The organism is Desulfovibrionales bacterium (assembly GCA_028715605.1).
In the GTDB taxonomy this organism is placed as follows: domain Bacteria; phylum Desulfobacterota; class QYQD01; order QYQD01; family QYQD01; genus QYQD01.
On record JAQURM010000006.1, the window covers coordinates 97516 to 116970 of the forward strand.

General features: G+C 48.9%; 15 protein-coding genes and 1 tRNA gene. All 16 read right to left on the reverse strand.

Annotation, left to right across the window (positions count from 1 at the left end):
- Positions 1–6: 6 nt before the first annotated feature.
- The 16 genes from PHT49_08035 to PHT49_08110 all read right to left on the reverse strand — a co-directional run bounded on the left by PHT49_08035 (position 7) and on the right by PHT49_08110 (position 19391).
- The gene (locus PHT49_08035; GenBank protein MDD5451825.1) at positions 7–1329 is read right to left on the reverse strand and encodes a 3-deoxy-D-manno-octulosonic acid transferase; all 1323 of its coding nucleotides are present in this window, start codon (positions 1327–1329) and stop codon (positions 7–9) included.
- 25 nt (positions 1330–1354) lie between these two features.
- Positions 1355–3115: a lipid A export permease/ATP-binding protein MsbA gene (msbA, locus tag PHT49_08040; protein MDD5451826.1), complete on the reverse strand. Its 1761-nt coding sequence runs from the start codon at positions 3113–3115 to the stop codon at positions 1355–1357.
- A gap of 54 nt (positions 3116–3169) precedes the next feature.
- Positions 3170–4336, reverse strand: a complete 1167-nt coding sequence (gene lpxB, locus PHT49_08045) for a lipid-A-disaccharide synthase (GenBank protein ID MDD5451827.1) — start codon at positions 4334–4336, stop codon at positions 3170–3172.
- Positions 4317–5315, reverse strand: coding sequence for a Gfo/Idh/MocA family oxidoreductase (locus tag PHT49_08050; protein MDD5451828.1), 999 nt, complete (start codon positions 5313–5315; stop codon positions 4317–4319). The genes lpxB and PHT49_08050 overlap by 20 nt, the downstream gene beginning before the upstream one ends.
- Positions 5316–5422: 107 nt before the next feature.
- On the reverse strand, positions 5423–6226 hold the full coding sequence (lpxI, locus tag PHT49_08055) for a UDP-2,3-diacylglucosamine diphosphatase LpxI (protein MDD5451829.1): 804 nt from the start codon (positions 6224–6226) through the stop codon (positions 5423–5425).
- Positions 6223–6999: an acyl-ACP--UDP-N-acetylglucosamine O-acyltransferase gene (gene lpxA / locus PHT49_08060; GenBank protein MDD5451830.1), complete on the reverse strand. Its 777-nt coding sequence runs from the start codon at positions 6997–6999 to the stop codon at positions 6223–6225. The genes lpxI and lpxA overlap by 4 nt, the downstream gene beginning before the upstream one ends.
- A gap of 132 nt (positions 7000–7131) precedes the next feature.
- Positions 7132–7593 carry a 3-hydroxyacyl-ACP dehydratase FabZ gene (fabZ, locus tag PHT49_08065; protein ID MDD5451831.1) on the reverse strand — a complete coding sequence of 154 codons (462 nt, stop codon included), beginning with the start codon at positions 7591–7593 and terminating at the stop codon, positions 7132–7134.
- Positions 7590–8627 carry a UDP-3-O-(3-hydroxymyristoyl)glucosamine N-acyltransferase gene (gene lpxD, locus PHT49_08070; GenBank protein ID MDD5451832.1) on the reverse strand — a complete coding sequence of 346 codons (1038 nt, stop codon included), beginning with the start codon at positions 8625–8627 and terminating at the stop codon, positions 7590–7592. The genes fabZ and lpxD overlap by 4 nt, the downstream gene beginning before the upstream one ends.
- Positions 8628–8726: 99 nt before the next feature.
- A complete protein-coding gene (gene bamA / locus PHT49_08075; protein ID MDD5451833.1) occupies positions 8727–11369 on the reverse strand; it encodes an outer membrane protein assembly factor BamA in 2643 nt (880 codons plus the stop codon).
- A gap of 1 nt (position 11370) precedes the next feature.
- A complete protein-coding gene (locus tag PHT49_08080; protein ID MDD5451834.1) occupies positions 11371–12111 on the reverse strand; it encodes an ABC transporter ATP-binding protein in 741 nt (246 codons plus the stop codon).
- Positions 12104–13357: a lipoprotein-releasing ABC transporter permease subunit gene (locus PHT49_08085; protein ID MDD5451835.1), complete on the reverse strand. Its 1254-nt coding sequence runs from the start codon at positions 13355–13357 to the stop codon at positions 12104–12106. Before PHT49_08085 ends, PHT49_08080 begins: the two co-directional genes overlap by 8 nt.
- Before the next feature lie 28 nt (positions 13358–13385).
- Positions 13386–14879 carry a lysine--tRNA ligase gene (lysS, locus tag PHT49_08090; GenBank protein MDD5451836.1) on the reverse strand — a complete coding sequence of 498 codons (1494 nt, stop codon included), beginning with the start codon at positions 14877–14879 and terminating at the stop codon, positions 13386–13388.
- Positions 14880–14944: 65 nt separating this feature from the next.
- On the reverse strand, positions 14945–15589 hold the full coding sequence (locus PHT49_08095) for a hypothetical protein (GenBank protein MDD5451837.1): 645 nt from the start codon (positions 15587–15589) through the stop codon (positions 14945–14947).
- Entirely contained in the window at positions 15586–16326 is a 741-nt protein-coding gene (locus PHT49_08100) for a hypothetical protein (GenBank protein ID MDD5451838.1), read from the reverse strand. Before PHT49_08100 ends, PHT49_08095 begins: the two co-directional genes overlap by 4 nt.
- A gap of 129 nt (positions 16327–16455) precedes the next feature.
- Positions 16456–18792 (reverse strand): PAS domain S-box protein, encoded by a 2337-nt coding sequence (locus PHT49_08105; protein ID MDD5451839.1) that lies wholly within the window; start codon positions 18790–18792, stop codon positions 16456–16458.
- 525 nt (positions 18793–19317) lie between these two features.
- A tRNA-Gln gene (locus PHT49_08110) sits at positions 19318–19391 on the reverse strand.
- Positions 19392–19455: the final 64 nt, after the last annotated feature.

Sequence of the window (19455 nt, forward strand, 5' to 3'; positions counted from 1 at the left end):
TAATGCTTAATGCCTTGTTCCTTTGAGGTTTGATGTGCGCAGGAAAGTTCCAGAAATAAGGTCAATGGCCTTCTCCACTGCGCCTCTATTTTCCTCGATAACCTGAAAGGCCCTCTCCCCTGACTTTTGGGCCAAAACATCGTTAGACAGGATAATTTCTAAAATATTTACAAGTTCGTTTGCACTATTCACCATGTAGCCACCACCCTTCCTTATAAGAGCCGTGGCCGCCTCTTTAAAATCCTCTGTGTGAGGCCCGAATACTACCGGCTTGGCATGGGCAGCGACCTCCAGGACGTTATGTCCCCGTTCCGGCGCCAGACTGCCGCCGATAAAGGCTACCGTGGCCAGGGCATATAATTTCGAAAGTTCCCCAAGCGTATCAAGAACAACTATCCGCACCGTGTTACTTTCCGGCAACCCCGGGAGTTCAGTCTTTTTATAGGCATCAAGACCGGCAGATTGGGCCAGCCCCTTCACATCGTCCGCCCGCCCCGGGTCTCGTGGAGCCAGTAAGAGAAAGAGATCAGGATAAGTAAGAATTAACTTACCATAGGCCGAAAGGATTATCTCCTCTTCTCCTGCGTGGGTACTGCCGGCGATAAAGACTTTACTTCCAGGAGGTATGTGCAGATTACGTCTTAACTTCCCGGTCTCCTTTTCTCCGACCTGCACGCCTTCCTGATCAAATTTCAGGTTACCGATCCTGAATATCTTCCGGGGACTTATGCCAAGCTCTATCATCCTTTCTTCGTCGGCGCGTGACTGCATGGCAAATTTGTCTATTAAAGAAAAAATAGGGCCAAAAAACAGGCTGAACCTTTTATAATTATTAAAAGAGGCGTCTGATATACGCCCGTTCAGCAGGATAATTGGTGTCCCACGGCGTGAAAGGGCGCTCAGCATATTGGGCCACAGGTCGGTCTCAATCAGGACAAAAAGGTCAGGCCTGATGTCTTTAACTACCTGCCGCACCGACCAGAACAGGTCGAGGGGATAAGTAATCAGGTAATCGACCATGTCACCGAGTTTTTGCCGTGCGATACCCGCTCCTGTGGCTGTGGAGGTAGAGTAAATTATCACCCAATCCGGAAATCGCTGCCGTATCTCCCTGACCAAGGCTATTGAAGACATCACCTCACCCACGGACAGGGCGTGAATCCATATCCTGGGGCCGGAGTCATTTACCGCATCCATGGAAGGGGGGCGTAGCCCCAGCCGGTTTAAAATCCTCTGTCTGTACTTTGGCGTAAAGGCTATTCTAAGCAGGATGAACGGCAGGAATATAAAGATGAATATTAATTGTAAGACGTTATATAATGTGAACATGTTACAAGCTATCAGCTTTCAGCTATCAGCTCTCTGTATCCTTTGTGCTCTCTGCGGTGAGATCCGACTCATCCCGGAATTGCATATCGTGCAATTTACGATATTCACCGCCCAAAGCCAAAAGCTCATCATGTTTTCCTTCTTCCACGATGGCTCCATCCTTGATGACGATAATCCGGTCAGCATTTCGAATAGTGGAAAGCCGATGGGCAATGACCAAGGTGGTCCTTCCCTGCATCAAATTATCCAGGGCCTTCTGCACCTCAAGTTCAGACTCAGTGTCCAAAGAAGATGTGGCTTCATCCAGAATTAAAATAGGCGCATTTTTAAGAAGCGCCCTGGCGATGGAAATCCGCTGCCTTTCGCCACCTGAGAGCCTGACCCCCTGTTCACCGATTGCGGTATCCCATCTCTGAGGTAACCTCTCAATAAAATCGGAGGCATAGGCGGCACGAGCGGCCTCTATTATTTCCCCTTCAGACTTCCTGACGTCGCCATAGGCTATGTTGTTACGTACTGTGTCATTGAAGAGGATCGTCTGCTGGCTCACTATGCCTATTTGGGAACGGAGGGAAGAGATGGTAACGTCTCTGATGTCTGTGCCGTCAATATAAATTGCGCCATCGGTTACGTCATAGAAGCGGGGAATAAGGTTGACCAGCGTGGTCTTGCCTCCGCCGCTAATCCCGACAATGGCCAGGATTTCACCGGCCTTCACCTTAAGATTTATATCCCTGAGCACAACCGCCTCGTCATATCTAAAGGATACATTTTTAAACTCAATATGCTGCCGGATAGGCGGTAGCGCTACAACACCCTCTTTGTCTCTTATCTCAGGGGGGGTATCTAAAAGGTCAAAGACCCGGATAGCGCCAGCCACCCCTTGCTGTATCGCACTGTTCGCGCCGCTGAGGTTTTTCACCGGTTCATACAGCATTATCAGGGCTGTTAGAAAGGAAAAAAATGTACCCGGCGTTGAGTCGCCTTTTATGACCTGTAAGCCTCCGTACCACACTATAAAGGCAATTCCAATACCACCCAATAATTCCATAAGGGGATGGGCGACAGCCTTTACCTTAACGTCGCTCATGATAATGTCGTAAAGTCTTTTAATCTGCTTTCTGAATCTCTTGATTTCATACTCTTCCATAGTAAAGGCTTTTACGATACGACTGCCGGTAATACCCTCGTGCAGCAATACAGTTACATCTCCCACAATCTGCTGGCTTTTGGTGCTGATGTTACGCAATTTTCTGCCGAATTTAACGATAGGAATTACCGCGACAGGAAATATCGTCATGGCTATAAGCGCCAATCTCCAGTCTTGATAGAAGATGACAAAGGTCAGACCTATTACAGTAAAAGTATCTTTTAAGATGCCGACAACGACATTTGAAACCGCACCCTGAATCATACCTACGTCGTTTAGAACTCGTGAGATAAGGACGCCGGTCGGCGTACGATGGAAATAGGATAGGGATAGGCAATTTAAGTGCCTGTATACCGCTTCCCTGAGATCCGCCACAATCTTTTGTCCCACGGAGTTTATAAGGTAAAAATAACCATAGTAAAAAATACCTTTGCTCAAGAAAAGAAAAACTATGGCCAGCGGAATCAAATGGATCATGGTCATGTCTTTCTTAAAGAAGACCTCATCCAGCATGGGCTTTACTACATAAGCCGTGGCTGAAGTAAGAAGGGCCACTCCCACCATGCAGGTCATGGCTACGGCCATTCTCTTCCAGTAAGGAACGATCAAATTAAATAGACGTTTATAAATTGACATAGAGACCCGAGTAACGGCTTAACCTGTTTAAACGGTTCAAGCCGTTTGAACTGCTTAAACTGTTTGAACTTCCGACTCCCTCACCATCTGACATATAATTTCCGCCGCGCGGGTAGATGCACCCGGCTCGCCCAGCCTGTTTTTTACTCCTTCAAGTTCATTTTTCATAGTCCGGCGATACTTATCATGCACTATAATTTTATAGACCTCTTCCGCTATCCTCTGGCCGTTAACCTCTTCCTGGACCAATTCAGGGACGATCCTTCGACCGGCCACCAGGTTGACCAGGCCAATATGAGATACCCTTACCATTATTTTTCCCACAAGATAACTCAATCTTGAAACCTTATAGACGATTATCATAGGCACACCTATAATAGCCGCCTCCAGGGTTACCGTACCCGAAGCGGCGATAACGGCACGGGCCGCCTTCATAGTATCATAGATCCCGTCTTCAATAACCCTAATTTTAAGCCCGGTCGAATGGATAAAATCTTCAACGCATCTTCTATCGATAGTTGGAGCCAAGGGCAGGACAAACTGAATGCCCGGGATCTTTTCTTCTAATCTTCCGGCTGCATCTATAATAGAAGGCATAAGCCTGTTTACCTCCTGCAACCGGCTGCCGGGAAAGAGACCAACAACAGGCCGGCTGCGGTCAATCTCAAAATGTTTATAAAAATATTCCTCTTCAAAAGCCGGTTTAACCACGTCCAGAAGTGGATGCCCAACAAAGTCCACCTCCATCTGATGCCTGCGGTAAAACTCTACCTCAAAAGGGAGGATGACCACCATTCTATTTACAAGGCGCCTTATCTTTCCGACCCGCCCGCTGCGCCAGGCCCATACCTGCGGGCTTATATAGTACATAACCGGAATTCCCAGACCCTTGGCCTTGGCCGCTAAGAGGAGGTTAAAATCCGGATAGTCAATCAGTATAACCAGATCCGGCCGCTTATCACGCATGGCCTTTCGTAAAATACGCTGGGCCTGAACAATCTGCCATAGATGTGTGAATACTTCAGAGATGCCTACTACGGCCAACCGGGTAGAATCGAGGAGTGTTTTAACCCCGGCCTCGCGCATCTTTTCCCCGCCCAGCCCCCAAAAATCTATTTCGGGATTAATATCATGCACGGCCCGGACCAGACTGGACCCGTGCATATCACCGGAGGCCTCGCCGGCTACTATGAGGATGTTGTTAGCTGACCCGGCAGGCATGTTCCGGCAAGGACATATTTAGTGAGCGACCAAGGTTCTCTATAGTCCGATTTATTTGTTTCATAATCTTTAAGGCCACATGGAGGGCCCTTTGGCCATCCTCGCCTGAAACAACCGGCGGCTTCCTGGTTCGGACAGAAGAGACAAAGGCCCTGAGTTCTTCTGCCAGAGAGTCACTCTCAGGGAAAGAAGCGACCTGTTCCTCAATGCCCGGGAAACCATACATACCGTTTTGAGCAGTTTTCTTAATAACTACGATTTCCCTGCGTGCATAATCGACGGACAGGTAGGCGTTGGGCTGGAATATTCTTATCTTCCGCATATTTTTATTAGAGATGCGGCTTACTGTGACATTAGCCGTGCAGCCGTTTTCAAATTCCAGACGCACATTGGCTATATCTGTATTAGGCGTGATAACCGGTACTCCGACCGCATGGATATCCTTAAGCTTTGATTTGACGATATTCAGGATAATATCAATATCATGTATCATGAGGTCCAGGACCACGTCCACATCGATTCCCCGGCCCTTAAAAGTTGAAAGCCGGTGAGACTCGATAAAAAGCGGATTCTCAAGGTGGTCCCTTAAGGCCACTACCGCCGGATTAAAGCGTTCCAGATGGCCGACCTGCAAGATAAGATTTTTTGCCTTCGCCAGTTTAATCAACCGGCCTGCTTCGGACAGGGTACAGGTCATGGGCTTTTCAAGTAAAACGTCTATCCCCTGTCTGAGAAAATGGCCGGCGACCGGGTAGTGCAGAGTGGTGGGGACGACCACACTTACCGCTTCAACCTTTCCGATGAGATCCTTATAGTTAGTATAGGGTTTAGCCCCATATTTTTCTGCAATTTCATGGGCCCGTTTTTTGTCGATATCCACTACCCCAATCAGATCGGCCTCTGCCATAGATGCATATTTTTCGGCATGGTACTGGCCTAAATAGCCTACACCTACAACCCCGACTTTAACTTTCTGCATAAACTCTCCAAAAATGAATTTCACCGCAACGGGCAAAGGGCAAAGAGAAAAACCGTATCTTTCCTTAGCGTTCTTTGCGTCTCTGCGGTGAATAATTTACGATAAGTTTACAGGGCAATAACGGCGATTTTACTGCGGTCGGCCTCCCGCAGCATCTCCTCTTTTTCAAAAATCAATACCTTGTCCGATTCGACGGCCAGACAGGAGGCCCGTACCTCCTGCATAGTGCGGATGGTCTGAAGACCAACCGCCGGTAAATCAAAACGAAGATCCTGTTTCGGTTTAAGAACTTTTACCACGACCGCCCCTTTATTAGCCAGTTGCCCGCCCCGCCGGATAGTTTCATCCGTCCCTTCGATGGCTTCCACTGCCAGAACGACCAGATCTTTAACCACAATGCATTGCCCGATATCAAGTCCACCGATCTCCTTGGCCACTTTCCATCCGAATTCTACGTCGTTCATCTCCTCTTCCGTGGGCTTACGCCGGGTCAAAACACCCTTCGGCGACAGAAGAGACCGGAGAAACAGGGTTGATTCGCGGACTGTTATGCCCTCTTCCTCCAGGACACCGGCCAATGCCCGCAAGATGCCGTCATCCAGCCGGTTCTTTAACCTCGACCATACAGAAATGGCCTTCATATCCGGCCAAACCTTTCTATAGATATTCTTTTTATCTATACCCCCGGCCATGACCACATCGCGCACCCCTTCTTGCTTGAAGATATCGATTATCTTCCCCAACTGGCCCAACTTTAACCAGAAAATCTTATCTACAGTCTCAGCCAGTTCCGGCCTGGTCTCTCCTTTGTGCGCAATAGCTATGACCTCAAAACCTTCCCGGCGCGCCGCCTCGGAAAAAATGAGCGGGAACCTGCCACTGCCCGAGATGATCCCGATTTTCCTGGTCATTTTCTTGGAATGCCCCTCTTAGAGTTCTTAATAAAATCGATAAAGTATTGAACCTCTGGCACCTGCAAAACCTCTCTTTCTGCGGTTTCAACGGCCTCTTTGAGAGTGAGCGGCGAACGGACTATTAATTTATAAGCCGACCTCAGGGCATCTATGGCCTCGGGCGAAAAATTATGCCTCTTTAAGCCGATAATATTTATACCAAAGAGCTTGGCCCTCTCCCCTGAAGCTATAACGTAAGGCGGGATGTCTTTAATGATACCGGATAAACCACCCACAAAGGCATAACCTCCGATACGGGAAAATTGGTGGACAGCCACCAGGCCGCCCAGGACGGCATGATCCTGGATTTCCACGTGCCCTCCCAAGGTGGCGCAGTTGGCGAAGATAACATGGTTTCCGATCTTACAGTCATGAGCTATATGTGTATAAGCCATCAAAAAGTTATAGTCGCCGATCCGGGTGACTCTTCCACCGTTTTCTGTCCCCCTGTGAATGGTGACATACTCCCGTATAATATTGCCGTTGCCGATCTCAACCGCGGTAGGGTTCCCTTTATATTTCATATCCTGGGGAGCCGCACCGATAGTCGCAAATTGCGCTATCTTGCAGTCTTCACCGATAGTGGTGCAGCCCTCTATGGTAGTATGGGGACCAACTGTAGTCCGGGCCCCGATCTTTACATCATTGCCAATTATGACATAAGGACCGATTTCGACACCCTCTGCCAAAACAGCGTTTGTATCGACAATAGCTGTAGGGTGAATCTTCATGTGATCTCCTTTTTTCTATGCAGAATACAGATGTCAGAATCCAGAAGCCGGAATTAGAGGTAGTATTACGTTCGAATGTTATTCTGACTCCTGACTTCTGTCTCCTATCTCCTATCTCCTGTATTCCCAAGATTAAGCACCGGTATCATCCGACATAGCAGCCATCAGTTCGGCTTCAGCCACCAGCTTGCCGTCGACCGTGGCCCGGCCGGCCATCATGTACATCTTCATTTTTCGTTTCAGCATGGTTAAATCAAAGACAATCTGATCTCCGGGGACTACCGTCTTCCGGAAACGAACCTTATCCAGGCCGATAAAATAAAACAGCCTGTTTTTCATTTCCTCCTCGTTGGAAAGATAGGCCAGTATCCCCCCTACCTGGGCCATAGCCTCTAAAATCAGCACCCCTGGCATGATCGGCTGACCCGGAAAGTGGCCCTGAAAAAATGGTTCGTTAATAGTGACATTCTTAAGGCCTTTTATCGATTCTCCCGACTTGCACTCCAGGATTTTATCTACCAATAAAAATGGGTACCGATGCGGTAATATCTTCAATATCTCTCTGATGTTTATCTTGTTTGTTTCCATGTTCATTTCTCATGTCCCCCTGCATTCTTTTCCAGGTTGGCGATTCTCTTCTTAAGATCACGGACTTCTTTAAGAAGATCAGGTAAACGTCGATAGACAGCGCTGGCTTTTAACCACTCCTGGTGTGAAATGGCCGGGATGCCGGAGACTGTCGAATCTTCCGGCAGGGAACCCGGCACGCCTGATTTTGCCCCGACCATAACCCGGTCGCCGATTTTAATGTGTCCGGCCACCCCTACCTGTCCGGCCAGAATGACGTTGTTGCCGATCTCCACGCTGCCGGAAATACCCACTTGAGAAATGAGAAGCGTGTCTTCTCCGACTATCACATTGTGAGCCACCTGGACCAGATTATCAATCTTTGTGCCACGCTTAATCCACGTCTTTCCCATGGCGGCCCGGTCAATAGTGGTATTGGCGCCAATCTCTACTTCGTCATCAATCTGCACAATGCCAAGTTGCGGGATCTTAACATGTTTAGCCTCATCCCTGGCATAACCAAAGCCATCGCTGCCGATTACCACCCCACTGTGTATTATGACCCGCGCGCCGATAATACACCTATCCATTATGGTTACATTCGGATAGATAGTACTCCCCTCGCCGATAGAAACCTCGTTTCCGATATACACTCCGGGATAAATGGTAACTCCCGACTCAACTCGCACATTGTCTCCAATATAGACAAAGGGATATATGCTGACGTTGGGATTAATCCGGCAGTCTTTGCCCATCCAGGCCTCTTTACTTATGCCCCTTGCCTCAAATGGCCTGGTGCTGAAAAGGGCGGCTGCCCGGGCATAGGCCAGATAAGGGTTCTCTGTCCTTATAATGGGTACACGAGCCCCGGTCACCTCCATAGGCACAATGAGGGCCGATGCCCGGGTGGTTTCCATCTTCGTCAGGTATTTTCTGTGGGCGACAAAACTGATCTGGCCGTCCATTGCCTCATCAAGGCTGGCTATACCGGTGATGATGAGATCGCCATCTCCTACCAGTGACCCATGGCAATATTCGGCTATTTCTTTTAGTGTTTTCATTACGTAAGGGCTTTCAGCGATCAGCCCTCAGCTTCCCTTCATATCCCACAGGTGCACCCATCATAGCTGATAACTGAATGCTGATCGCTGAAAGTTTATTTAAAAGGCCCCTCCAATTGTAAAATCCCAGCTACTCGATTTTTCACCCGGCTCAGGGTCTATGTTATAACCCCACTCCAGGCGCAGCGGCCCAATGGGTGAAAACCAGCGAAAACCGAAACCAACGCTGGTTCGGAGGTCGGTCAGGTTGTAACTGTCCTCTTCCCGAAAGGCGTTACCGGCATCAAAAAAGACCACACCCTTTAGCCCGGCCTTCTTTATCAGGGGGAATATATACTCAACGTTGAAGAGCAGCATCTTTTCACCGCCGATACGCTCACCGGTAGCCGGGTCGATAGGGCTGACATCCCCGAACTTAAACCCGCGCACTGAATTTAGACCGCCCAGATAAAACTTTTCATATACAGGCAGCTTACCGTCCGGATTCTCCTTCACATAACCTATAGCCCCGTTAATGTGCCCCACTGTATCCCAGAAAAGCGGATAGTACCAGCCTGATTTGGCCGTGTACTTAGTATAGGCACTGTCACCCCCCAGGAATCCGCCCGCATACTCGACGGAAAAGCTGTTTATCGACCCGGCAGTGGGATCGACGTAACTGTTGCGTGTATCCCTCTCTATAGCGGCATTTAAGGCGCTGGTTACATGGATGTCCATGGACTCAACTATCACCCATGAGGCTGTGGAACTAACGTCCGACATGGTGGCATCTTCGAATCTATAACCGCCAAATACCCTCAGATTGTCGGTTAAGGGATAGCCCAGCCTTAATCCTCCGCCGGTACTCTTCTTGGTATAATCATCGTACTCCGTTTCCCAGTTGAAAAGGTCGACGCCGGTGGCCAGTTTGGTATCAAGAAAATAAGGTTCTGTAAAACTAAGGTTATAACGGGTGGAACGGCTGCTGGTTTGGGCCCGCAGGCTCAACTCCTGGCCGCGGCCAAAAAGGTTTCGCTGTGATATCTCGGCCATACCAATAAAGTGCTCCACAGAGCTGTAACCGCCGCCTATACTGAAGGCCCCGGTAGGCTTTTCTTTAATCTCGACCTTGAGGTCCATTTTAGTTTCGTCAGCGCCTTTGACCGGGGCTATATTCACATCCTCGAAGAAGCCAAGCCTCTGCAACCTCTGATTGCTCTTACGCAGGCCTTCGGCGTTAAATTGATCTCCTTCCGCTATCCTGAGTTCACGTCTTATAACCTTATCCCGCGTCTTGGTATTTCCGGATATCTCTATACGATCGAAATGGACTTTTCCCCCGGGCTGAATAAAAAAAGTTATATTTACCTTTTTCCCCGTATCATCCTTGGCGATCTCGGGTGCGACCTCGGCATAGGCATAACCGGCGTCCGCATAGACATCTGTTAAGACCAGGATATCCTTCCTTAAGACATCACGACTGTAGGTCTTTTCCTGGCGAATCTTCAATATCGACAGCAACTCCTCTTTTGGCTTTATGAGCTTACCTTCAATATCCACCGACCCCACTGTAAATTGAGAACCTTCCTCTATAGGGATAGTGATAAATATGAATTTCTCCTTGTGTTCGATCTCAGGCTCTCCGATCTTGACCTCGATATACCCGTTGTTATAGTAAAATGAAGTTATCTTGGATAAATCACGCTCCAAAACATCCCGGTTTAAAATGCCGGAGGATGTGAGCCAGGATAAAAACCCCTTTTCCGTAGTTTCCAGCATATCTTTTAATTGCTTGCTGCCAAAGACCTTGTTTCCAACGAACCGGATCTCCTTTATATGCACCTTTTCGCCTTCTTTAATGGAAAAGGTCAGTATAGCCTCATTATTAGGCAGGTCTGATAACTTGTGATCCAGAAGTGTCCCGTAATAACCTTTCTCCCGATAGAGAGATCTGATCTTTTCCTCAGACTCCTGGATATCCTTGAGCTTTAAAATTGAGTTTGTCCGGACGCTGATTACTTCTTTTATTTTCTCCGTTTCGACACCGATATTCCCTTCTACCTTGATGTCTTTTATAACCGGCTTCTCTGTAACCAGAAAGGTCACAATTTTCCCTTCAGGAGAGTCTTTAACATCGATATTTATCTCTGTAAAATAACCCATCGCAAAAATGGAGCGCATATCTTCGCTCAACCTGTCCTTGTTAAAAATATCGCCCGGTTTGGACTTGATATGGGTACGGATGGCCTCAGATTCAATCCTTCGATTACCGGAAAACAAGACCTCTCCTATACGTTCTTTTTTTAAGACGGCGAACTGGATGTTGCCCACTATCTTATGCAGCGCCTTATCCAATTGTTCGGCCCCGGTGGTTTCGGCATAAAGCGGCACGGGAGCTTTAGGGTCGGCGACTTCAAGTAGCCAGACATCCAGGCTCAGGCGCTGGCCGATTTTAGTAATGCTGCCCCATACGATGCAATCCGCCCCCAGCTTCACTGCCGCATCCCGCATGTATCTGGCATCAAAAAGCCTGTTTCTGTCGATCTCTCCGGCTACCCGGGCCGGATCGATTACTCCAAAGCCCGCCGATGTCAGAGCAGACATCAGGTTCTTTTCCATCGAAGCGACCAGGGAACTGATGTCTTCTTTACTGTGCACGATAAAAGGCGCAGCCGCTATAGCCTTTTTTTCTGCGGCTATGGCCGGTTGAAAAATAGAGCTCATCATGAAAAACAGGATCAATGACCTTAAAAATATCTTCATATCAAGAAAATCTCCCGGGATCAGATTGTTCCAGGCGTCCGTCAACTATAGTCAGGCAGCGTCCCATGCACTGCGCCAGCCGCAGATTATGGGTTACCACGATTGTGGCCATATTATTCTTTTCCCCCAGGCCCAAGATGAGATCGTGTACCTTTTGGCCTGTTTTTGTATCCAGATTCCCTGTGGGTTCATCTGCCAGAAGGAGCCGGGGGGACAGGACTATGGCCCGGGCCAGGGCCACCCTCTGCTGCTCACCTCCGGAAAGTTCTCCAACCCTGTGCCTCAGGCGGTCTTTTAACCCGACCTCACAAAGAACGCCTTCGGCCAGGGCGCGGGCGCTCTTTTTCTCCTGGCGGGCGATAAGCGCCGGGATCATCACATTTTCAATAGCGGTAAATTCAGGCAAAAGGTGGTGGAACTGAAAAACAAAGCCTATATATCTATTTCGAAAGGCGGCCAGATTCTCGTCACTTAACTTCGATACATCCAGTCCATTATAAAGAATACTGCCGCTATCCGGTATTTCCAGGGTGCCAAGAAGGTGTAACAGTGTGGACTTGCCTACTCCGGAAGCGCCGACTATGGCCAAAGACTCTCCAACCTTTACGGTCAGGTCGATGTCTTTCAGCACTTCTATCCTTTGCCCGTCTGTGGCAAATGATTTATGGATGTTACGGGCCTCTACGACCGGTCCGGTTCCCTGGCCCATGGAGAAGCCGGTGAGCAAGTCCTTGCTATTCATATCTCAAAGCAGTCGCCGGTTCCAGCCTTGAAGCCTGCCAGGAAGGATAAAGGGTAGCCAAAAAACTGATAACTATAGCCGCAAATGAAATTAAGGCCACATCCAGCGCCTCCACCTTTACCGGCAGGGTGGATATGTAATAAACATCGCTGGGCAATTTAATGAACTTATATTTTTTAAGCAGGCTCGTGAGGCCAAAACCACCTATAATTCCAAGCATGGTCCCGGTAAAGCCGACGATTACCCCTTCCATGACGAAGATTTTCATGATGCTCTTCCGCGTAGCGCCCATAGACTTTAAGATGGCTATATCCTTGTTTTTCTCCATAACCACCATTATCAGCGTACTGACAATGTTGAAGGCCGCCACCAGGACAATCAGGGCCAGGATTATGAACATGGCTATCTTTTCCAGTTTTAAGGCCGAAAAAAGGTTCTTATTCATCTTCATCCAGTCCCTGGTCCAGTAAGGATAGCCAAGCGTGTTGTTGATAGCGGCAGCCACCTGGTCGGCCTTATAGATATCTGCTACCTTTACCTCCAGGCCGGTTATTCTGCCGCCTAAATCCAATAAAGATTGGGCCGCTCTCAGGGATATGAAGGCCATGGAAGAATCATATTCAAACATACCACAATCAAATATACCGACTACCCTGAAGGCCTCCATCCTGGGTATGACCCCCACAGGCGTAATCATGCCGGTCGGGGACATAAGTTGTACCCGGTCGCCCCTTATCACACCCAGATTTTTGGCCAGTTCCCTGCCGATTATGATACCCGGAGTCCCTTCTGTGTTTCCCCCCGGCGCTTTCTGCCCGGAAGGAATCTCCAGATTTTCCAATGAACCTTCGACCATGTATCGATGCAGGTTAATGACCTTTTTGGATGACTTAAGATCAATTCCTCTTAAGACCACGCCTGAGGCCCCGAGCTGCGAGCTCAGCATGGCCTGAGAATAAATAAAAGGGGTAGTAGCCACTACCCCTTTTGTCTTTTCTGCCTTTTCCTGCAGACCCTTTACATCCCCAATGGAATCACCATATTTAAGCACCATGACATGGGCATTAAGGCCCAGTATTTTGCCCTTCAGATCCTCTTCAAAGCCGGTCATAACCGCCAGAACGACTATCAGGGCCATTACCCCGACCATGACCCCGGCCACGGAAATAAAGGTAATAACCGAGATAAAGGTTTGCTTTCTCTTTGCCTTCAGATAACGAAGGCCGATAAACCATTCAAAGTTCATACTTGGTCGCAGGCCATAACCTATGAATTTAACGCTCAGGACGCAGATGCGGGAATAAGATTACGTCCCGGATAGAAGGTGAATCCGTAAAAAGCATAACCAGCCGGTCTATCCCGATCCCCTCCCCGGCCGCAGGGGGCATGCCGTACTCCAGGGCCCGGAGAAAATCCTCATCCAGAATAGGGACGATTTCCTCGTCCTCATCTACCGTATCCCTGTTCATTATCTGTTTAACCAACCGCTCCCGTTGATCAACCGGGTCATTCAACTCGGAAAAGGCATTGGCCATCTCCCGGCCGGCGATAAACAGTTCAAAACGATCTACCACCTCGTTATCCGCCTCATTCTTTCGGGAAAGCGGAGAGACCTCCAAAGGATAGGCATAGATAAAGGTTGGTTGGATCAGCTTCGGCTCTACCAGATGATCAAAGAGCTTTACGAGCGTCTTGCCGAGGCCGTCTTTTTCACCCAGTTTGATACCCAGGGAAACGGCATAGGCCCTGGCCCCTGTCTCATCATGAAGAAGCTCATCCTGCAACCCGCCGACTTGCACCAGGGCATCCTTCAGGGCATACCTCTTCCACGGTGGGGTGAAGTCTATCTCATAATCCTGGTAAGAAATGACCGGCTGACCACAAATCTTCCCGGCCAGCATAAAAAACATCTCTTCGGTAAGGGCCATCAGATCTTCATAGGTGGCATAGGCCTGATAAAATTCCAGCATGGTGAATTCAGGATTGTGCTGGATAGAGATGCCCTCATTACGAAAGTTGCGATTAATTTCAAAAACCCGTTCAAACCCGCCCACGACCAGGCGTTTCAGATATAATTCCGGGGCAATTCTCAGGTACAGCTCCATATCGAGGGCATTATGGTAGGTCTTAAATGGTTTGGCCGTGGCCCCACCGGGAATGGGCTGCATCATCGGCGTCTCAACCTCCAGAAAACCCCTTTCAGCAAGAAAATTCCTCACTTCCTGGATTATCCGGATGCGTTTCAAAAAGACTTCCCGTACCTGGGGATTGACCATTAAATCGACATACCGCTGGCGATAGCGCGTTTCCACGTCCGTAAGGCCATGGAACTTCTCCGGTAAAGGACGGAGTGATTTGGTCAAAAGGTTTAGTTTCTTAGCCAGAATCGTCAATTCGCCGGTTTTAGTCCTGAAAGTTGTCCCTTCAATACCCACAACATCGCCGATATCCAGACGCCTGCACACCTCATAACTTTCACTACCCAGGACATCCTTCCGCAAATAGACCTGAATCTTTCCATTCCCGTCCTGGACATGGGTAAAGATGCTCTTTCCAAAGTCCCTCAGTGCGATCATCCGGCCGGCTATAACGAACTTCTGATCCTCGCCGGGGAGGTCATTAACCTGGGCATATTTACATATTATGTCCCCTATCCTGTCCTTGCCCCTGAAGTTATTGGGATAAAGGGGGACTCCCATTTCTTTCAGGTCACTGGCCTTTTTTTGTCTCTGCTCTATCAGCTTATTAAAATCTTCCACTTTTCGCACCGTATTGAACAAAAAAATTAACCGTCAACCACAAGTAACTAATTTATTTTCTTTGAATAGTCAAGCTAAATAGAGGCGATATAGCGCAGCCCTTCAAGTAGAACAAATCGTCCCAGAACAACCACTTCACAGGGCATGCTTTTGACAAAGACAGGATTTTCAGAAAGGCCGCCGGAGAGGTAAAGCTTGGGTGGAGATCCGGCAAAACGGTAGGCGTTTAGGGCGATGCCTTTAATGAAAGAGGCCACCGCCTCTTCCGGCCGGGCGCCCTGAATAATGGCATCAAAGATATGGCTGAGACCCAGTACCCCGCAGGTCACCGGTAAGTAGGTAGATGGTACAGGCATCCGGCGGTGATCGAGATCATAATACCTCTCCAGTAATTCTATGGTAAACCCCAGGGAGGCCCCGCACTCGGCATTCCATCCGGTGTCCCTGACCTTATCCCTGCTGAAACTCACAAATTTCAGGTCCCGGCTGCCGCAATCCAGGATGACAAAATCATCCTCTTTAATCAGCTTCTTAGCGCCGCGGGCCAGGGCCGTAAGCTCATTAACGTAGCGTTCTCCGAACCGCGCCCCATTATGGCCGGTGGCCAACGTAGTACGGAGGCCACCAGCTATATCCATACTGCGCACAATGCGCGGGACAGGTTCTTTTTCTATATCCCATAATTTTGTATAAGATGTGCCGAAATCACCTAATATCAATCTGTTGCTCCATTTAATTCAAGGAATGCCTGAACTTTTGACTTGGTGCTATGCCCCATATATACATCAGCATCCACATAGAGTCCACAGGGATGTCTTTTGGCCAGATAATAGGCTAAGGCCGTCTTCTGACAAAAAGACTGGGCAAAGAATACGGTAGGGACATCAGGGTTGGCTATTTTTTCCAACTCTGCATCAGCCGGGGTCTTATTCTCCATACACCTTGTCCAGCCAAAGACATGGGTGCGGGCCGGGAACAAAGTTAAAATAGAAAAGTCTCTCGGCGGTACGCCCCAGAATCCGGCCATCGGCTCACATCGAACCGGGTCATTTCTCATTGCCTTCGGCTCCAACACACTCTGCGTTATCAGCTCCATTTTTTCTACCAAAGGCAGGTCGCTCTCGCAGACCGGGTTGCCGAAACGCATCTTATCTTCGTTGCGTGTCTGAATAATCGGGATATTAAGTTCTACTTTTAAGATATCAGCAAGATAAAGGGCCCCGCTGCACTTTCCCTCGCCCACATCTATATAAATGGCATCTAAAGACATCTTCTTGGCATTGGTCAAGACCGTGCGCAAGATGGCACAATAAACCCGCGGTATATACGAAGCCGTAATCTCCAGGTCAGGTTTTACATGCAGGGCGTCAAGATCATAAATCTTTGCGCCTTCCCCTTTAAGGCGAAACATGACCTCCCTCGGAGGCATACCCACTATTCCAACGTTTCTATCCATAACATACTTTAAATACGTTATTAAATCATATTGCCTTGGGGACGAGGACCAGAACCTCGGCAAATCCGCCTGAGGTGGACTGTCCTACCACTAGACGATCTCTAAGGATTTCGAGTGGTGTTTTCTTTGCTATCGGTTCTTATCCAATACCTCGCGGATGATCTCGGCCAAATTACGCATCACAAACGGTTTCATGATAAGCGCTTGAATGCCCCCCGTTTCTTTCGTGATTCGTTCACTGTATCCACTACAAAGAATAATCGGAATATCGGGTCTTATCTTCAAGAGTTCTTTGGCCAGCATGTCACCTGTCATACGAGGCATGGTCTGATCGGTGATGATTAGATCGAATCTGTCCGGCTGTGACCGAAAGGTTTCCAGAGCCTCGATGCTGCTTGTCGTGACAACGGCCGTGTAACCCAAATATCGCAGCATCTCTCGTCCGATGTCGATCAGCGTTTCCTCATCATCTACAAACAGGATACGCTCGTTCCCCCGGGGAAGATCCCCAAACTGTGCGGTTTCTTCGCTAGGCGGCATGTCAACTCTGGGCAAATAAATATGGAATGTCGTTCCTTTTCCGGGCTCGCTATAGACGACAATCTTTCCCCCACAGCTCTGTATTATGCCGTGGATTACAGCCAATCCAAGCCCGGTTCCCTCACCTTTCTCTTTGGTAGTAAAATACGGATCGAAGATTCTTGCCATGACCGAAGGGGTCATACCACAGCCCGTGTCGGACACCGTGAGCCTCACATATGGACCAGGTTTCATGTCCGGACATTGGGCCACGCCGGCAGCATCAAGAACCACTTCTACGACGCTCACCTCCAGCACGCCTCCCCTTTCTCGCATGGCATGGGCCGAATTGGTGCAAAGATTTATCAACACCTGATTTAGTCGGGTGGGGTCAAGCAGCACCCTGCCCGAGTCCGTCCGAATGTCCTGACGAATCTCAATGGTAGCGGGTAAGGTTGACCGAAGCCACTTGAGGGCTTCTTTGGTAGCGGCGCCTATTTGCAGCACCTTTGGTTCCTGTTCGCCTTGGCGACTGAATGTGAGGATTTGCCTTACCAGGCCTGTCGCCCGTTCCGCAGCCTTGAGCACCTCATCAAGCTTGGCCTTCGCCGGACTCCCTTCCGCAATAATCAATTCGGCGAGTTCCGTATACCCGATAATGCCCGCAAGGATGTTATTGAAATCGTGGGCGATACCTCCGGCCAGCGTGCCTATGGCCTCCATCTTCTGCGCTTGTCGGAGCTGGGATTCAAGCCGCTTGCGTTCAGTTTCATCGCGGATGATGCCCTTATATCCCAGGATGCTTCCGTCCGCGGCGCGGCGAACTGTTGAGGTGAGCAAACAGTCTAACTCGGTGCCATCCTTCTTGATGAACTTCATTTCATAGTCTCTCACAGATCCTTTTTGCTCTATTTCCTGCTGAAAGCGGCGCCTATCGTCAGGGTTCACATATATCTTCAGGACGTCCATCCCTATCATCTCTTCCCTGATATAGCCGAAGAGATCAAGCGTAGCCCGGTTAACGTCAATAAACTGCCCATCCCTGCCGCTTATATAGATCGGGTCTCTAGAGTCCTCAAAAATGGTGCGGTATCTTCGCTCACTTTCCTGCAGTGCCTCCTCCGCCCGCTTTTGCTCGGTTATGTCGCGAAAAATTCCCTGCAAGCATATCCTGTCACCTAAACGGAGGAGGTTGGCCTTAATGGCCACCTCCTTGATTTCACCGGTGCTGGTGATGACCTGCGTTTCCAGAACTTGTCCCTCGCCCTCTTCGAGGTGCTTGTCGAAGGTCTCGGAAAATTTCCCTTTAACTCTGTCAGGAGGATGTAGGATGGTCTGATGTTGCCCGATCAATTCGGATTTCTCCCTGCCAACCAGTCTGGCTGCCGCATGGTTACAGTCAACGATCACGCCCGTTTTGGCGTCGGCGAGGATTATGCCATCCCGGGCTTCTTCGAACAGTCTCCTATACCTTTCTTCACTGTCCCGTAGCGCCTCCTCCGCTCGCCTGCGATCGGTGATATCTTTGGCGATCTCAATTGCCGCCATTTCTCCCGAGGCCAGCCTAAAGGGCGAGGCGCTCAATTCAATAAGTCTCCCGTTTGGCTGAAGAATCTCCTCGATCTCCGTCTTCCAATTCTCTATTGCCCTCCTCATAGGGCAATTTGCGCATGGGGCATCCCGCTCCAGGAAAACCTTGTAGCACAGGTGTCCCTCAAGTTCATCCTTGCCAATGATCTTTTTCAAATTGTCGTTGGCGTACACGACCTTGTAATCGTAGGTGGTAATGTCCACCCCATCGCCCATAGCGGGTAGTATATCCTTAAATTTGTCCCGCACCAGCCGGATATCTGCCTCCGCACCCGTGAGTTCCGAGACTTCTTTCTCCAGCTTCTTGACCCTTTGTTTCAGTTCTTCGTAGGTTGGTTTCTCAGCCGTTGAGCACACCTCCCTTGCCGTTTTTAAAAAAGCCCGAACAATGTTATGCTGATACCATGTACAGGCCTCTAACAGAGGTTAGCCCCATCTTTACTTCTTTCCGTTTACGCTCACCTTGCCGTCACGTCAGGAAACCATATGATAACCAGATACGAATTGTCAATTTGTTTGAGTAACCACTGGGAGCGCCGGTGAAATATCGACATTTGTTTACCAACACCCTGATTGCTTTTTCACCTATTTAAAATCAAATATATCATTTTCAATCTGTTTCGCAAGAGAGACTGTCCTGCTCTTTGATGATGAGGATATGGTTCTTGGTGTTGGCGAAAAGATTCTCCGGTGGTTGTGATGGTTTTATCCAGAAGCCCTTTGATATCAAAGCATCGTCTCATAAGATAAGGGAGATTTTGGAAAAGCAATAGGCTATAGTGCTCCACCCGAAATAACAACTTGCTATATATTGTGACAGCGTTAGAGTCGCAAAAATTAAAAAGGGCTACAGATTGTTCTCTGTAGCCCTCTGATTTTATTTGGCTGGGGGACGAGGATTCGAACCTCGGTAGACAGATCCAGAGTCTGCCGTCCTGCCGCTGGACGATCCCCCAACAATCTCAAATAACCATGCCTGATGCCCCGAATAATTAAGAAAAAACCGGATAAAAGTCAAGG

Coding starts and splice junctions, on each gene's coding strand:
- PHT49_08035 (MDD5451825.1), bottom strand. CDS start 1,329: ATGTTCACATTATATAACGTCTTACAATTAATATTCATCTTTATATTC.
- msbA (MDD5451826.1), bottom strand. CDS start 3,115: ATGTCAATTTATAAACGTCTATTTAATTTGATCGTTCCTTACTGGAAG.
- lpxB (MDD5451827.1), bottom strand. CDS start 4,336: ATGCCTGCCGGGTCAGCTAACAACATCCTCATAGTAGCCGGCGAGGCC.
- PHT49_08050 (MDD5451828.1), bottom strand. CDS start 5,315: ATGCAGAAAGTTAAAGTCGGGGTTGTAGGTGTAGGCTATTTAGGCCAG.
- lpxI (MDD5451829.1), bottom strand. CDS start 6,226: ATGACCAGGAAAATCGGGATCATCTCGGGCAGTGGCAGGTTCCCGCTC.
- lpxA (MDD5451830.1), bottom strand. CDS start 6,999: ATGAAGATTCACCCTACAGCTATTGTCGATACAAACGCTGTTTTGGCA.
- fabZ (MDD5451831.1), bottom strand. CDS start 7,593: ATGAACATGGAAACAAACAAGATAAACATCAGAGAGATATTGAAGATA.
- lpxD (MDD5451832.1), bottom strand. CDS start 8,627: ATGAAAACACTAAAAGAAATAGCCGAATATTGCCATGGGTCACTGGTA.
- bamA (MDD5451833.1), bottom strand. CDS start 11,369: ATGAAGATATTTTTAAGGTCATTGATCCTGTTTTTCATGATGAGCTCT.
- PHT49_08080 (MDD5451834.1), bottom strand. CDS start 12,111: ATGAATAGCAAGGACTTGCTCACCGGCTTCTCCATGGGCCAGGGAACC.
- PHT49_08085 (MDD5451835.1), bottom strand. CDS start 13,357: ATGAACTTTGAATGGTTTATCGGCCTTCGTTATCTGAAGGCAAAGAGA.
- PHT49_08100 (MDD5451838.1), bottom strand. CDS start 16,326: ATGGATAGAAACGTTGGAATAGTGGGTATGCCTCCGAGGGAGGTCATG.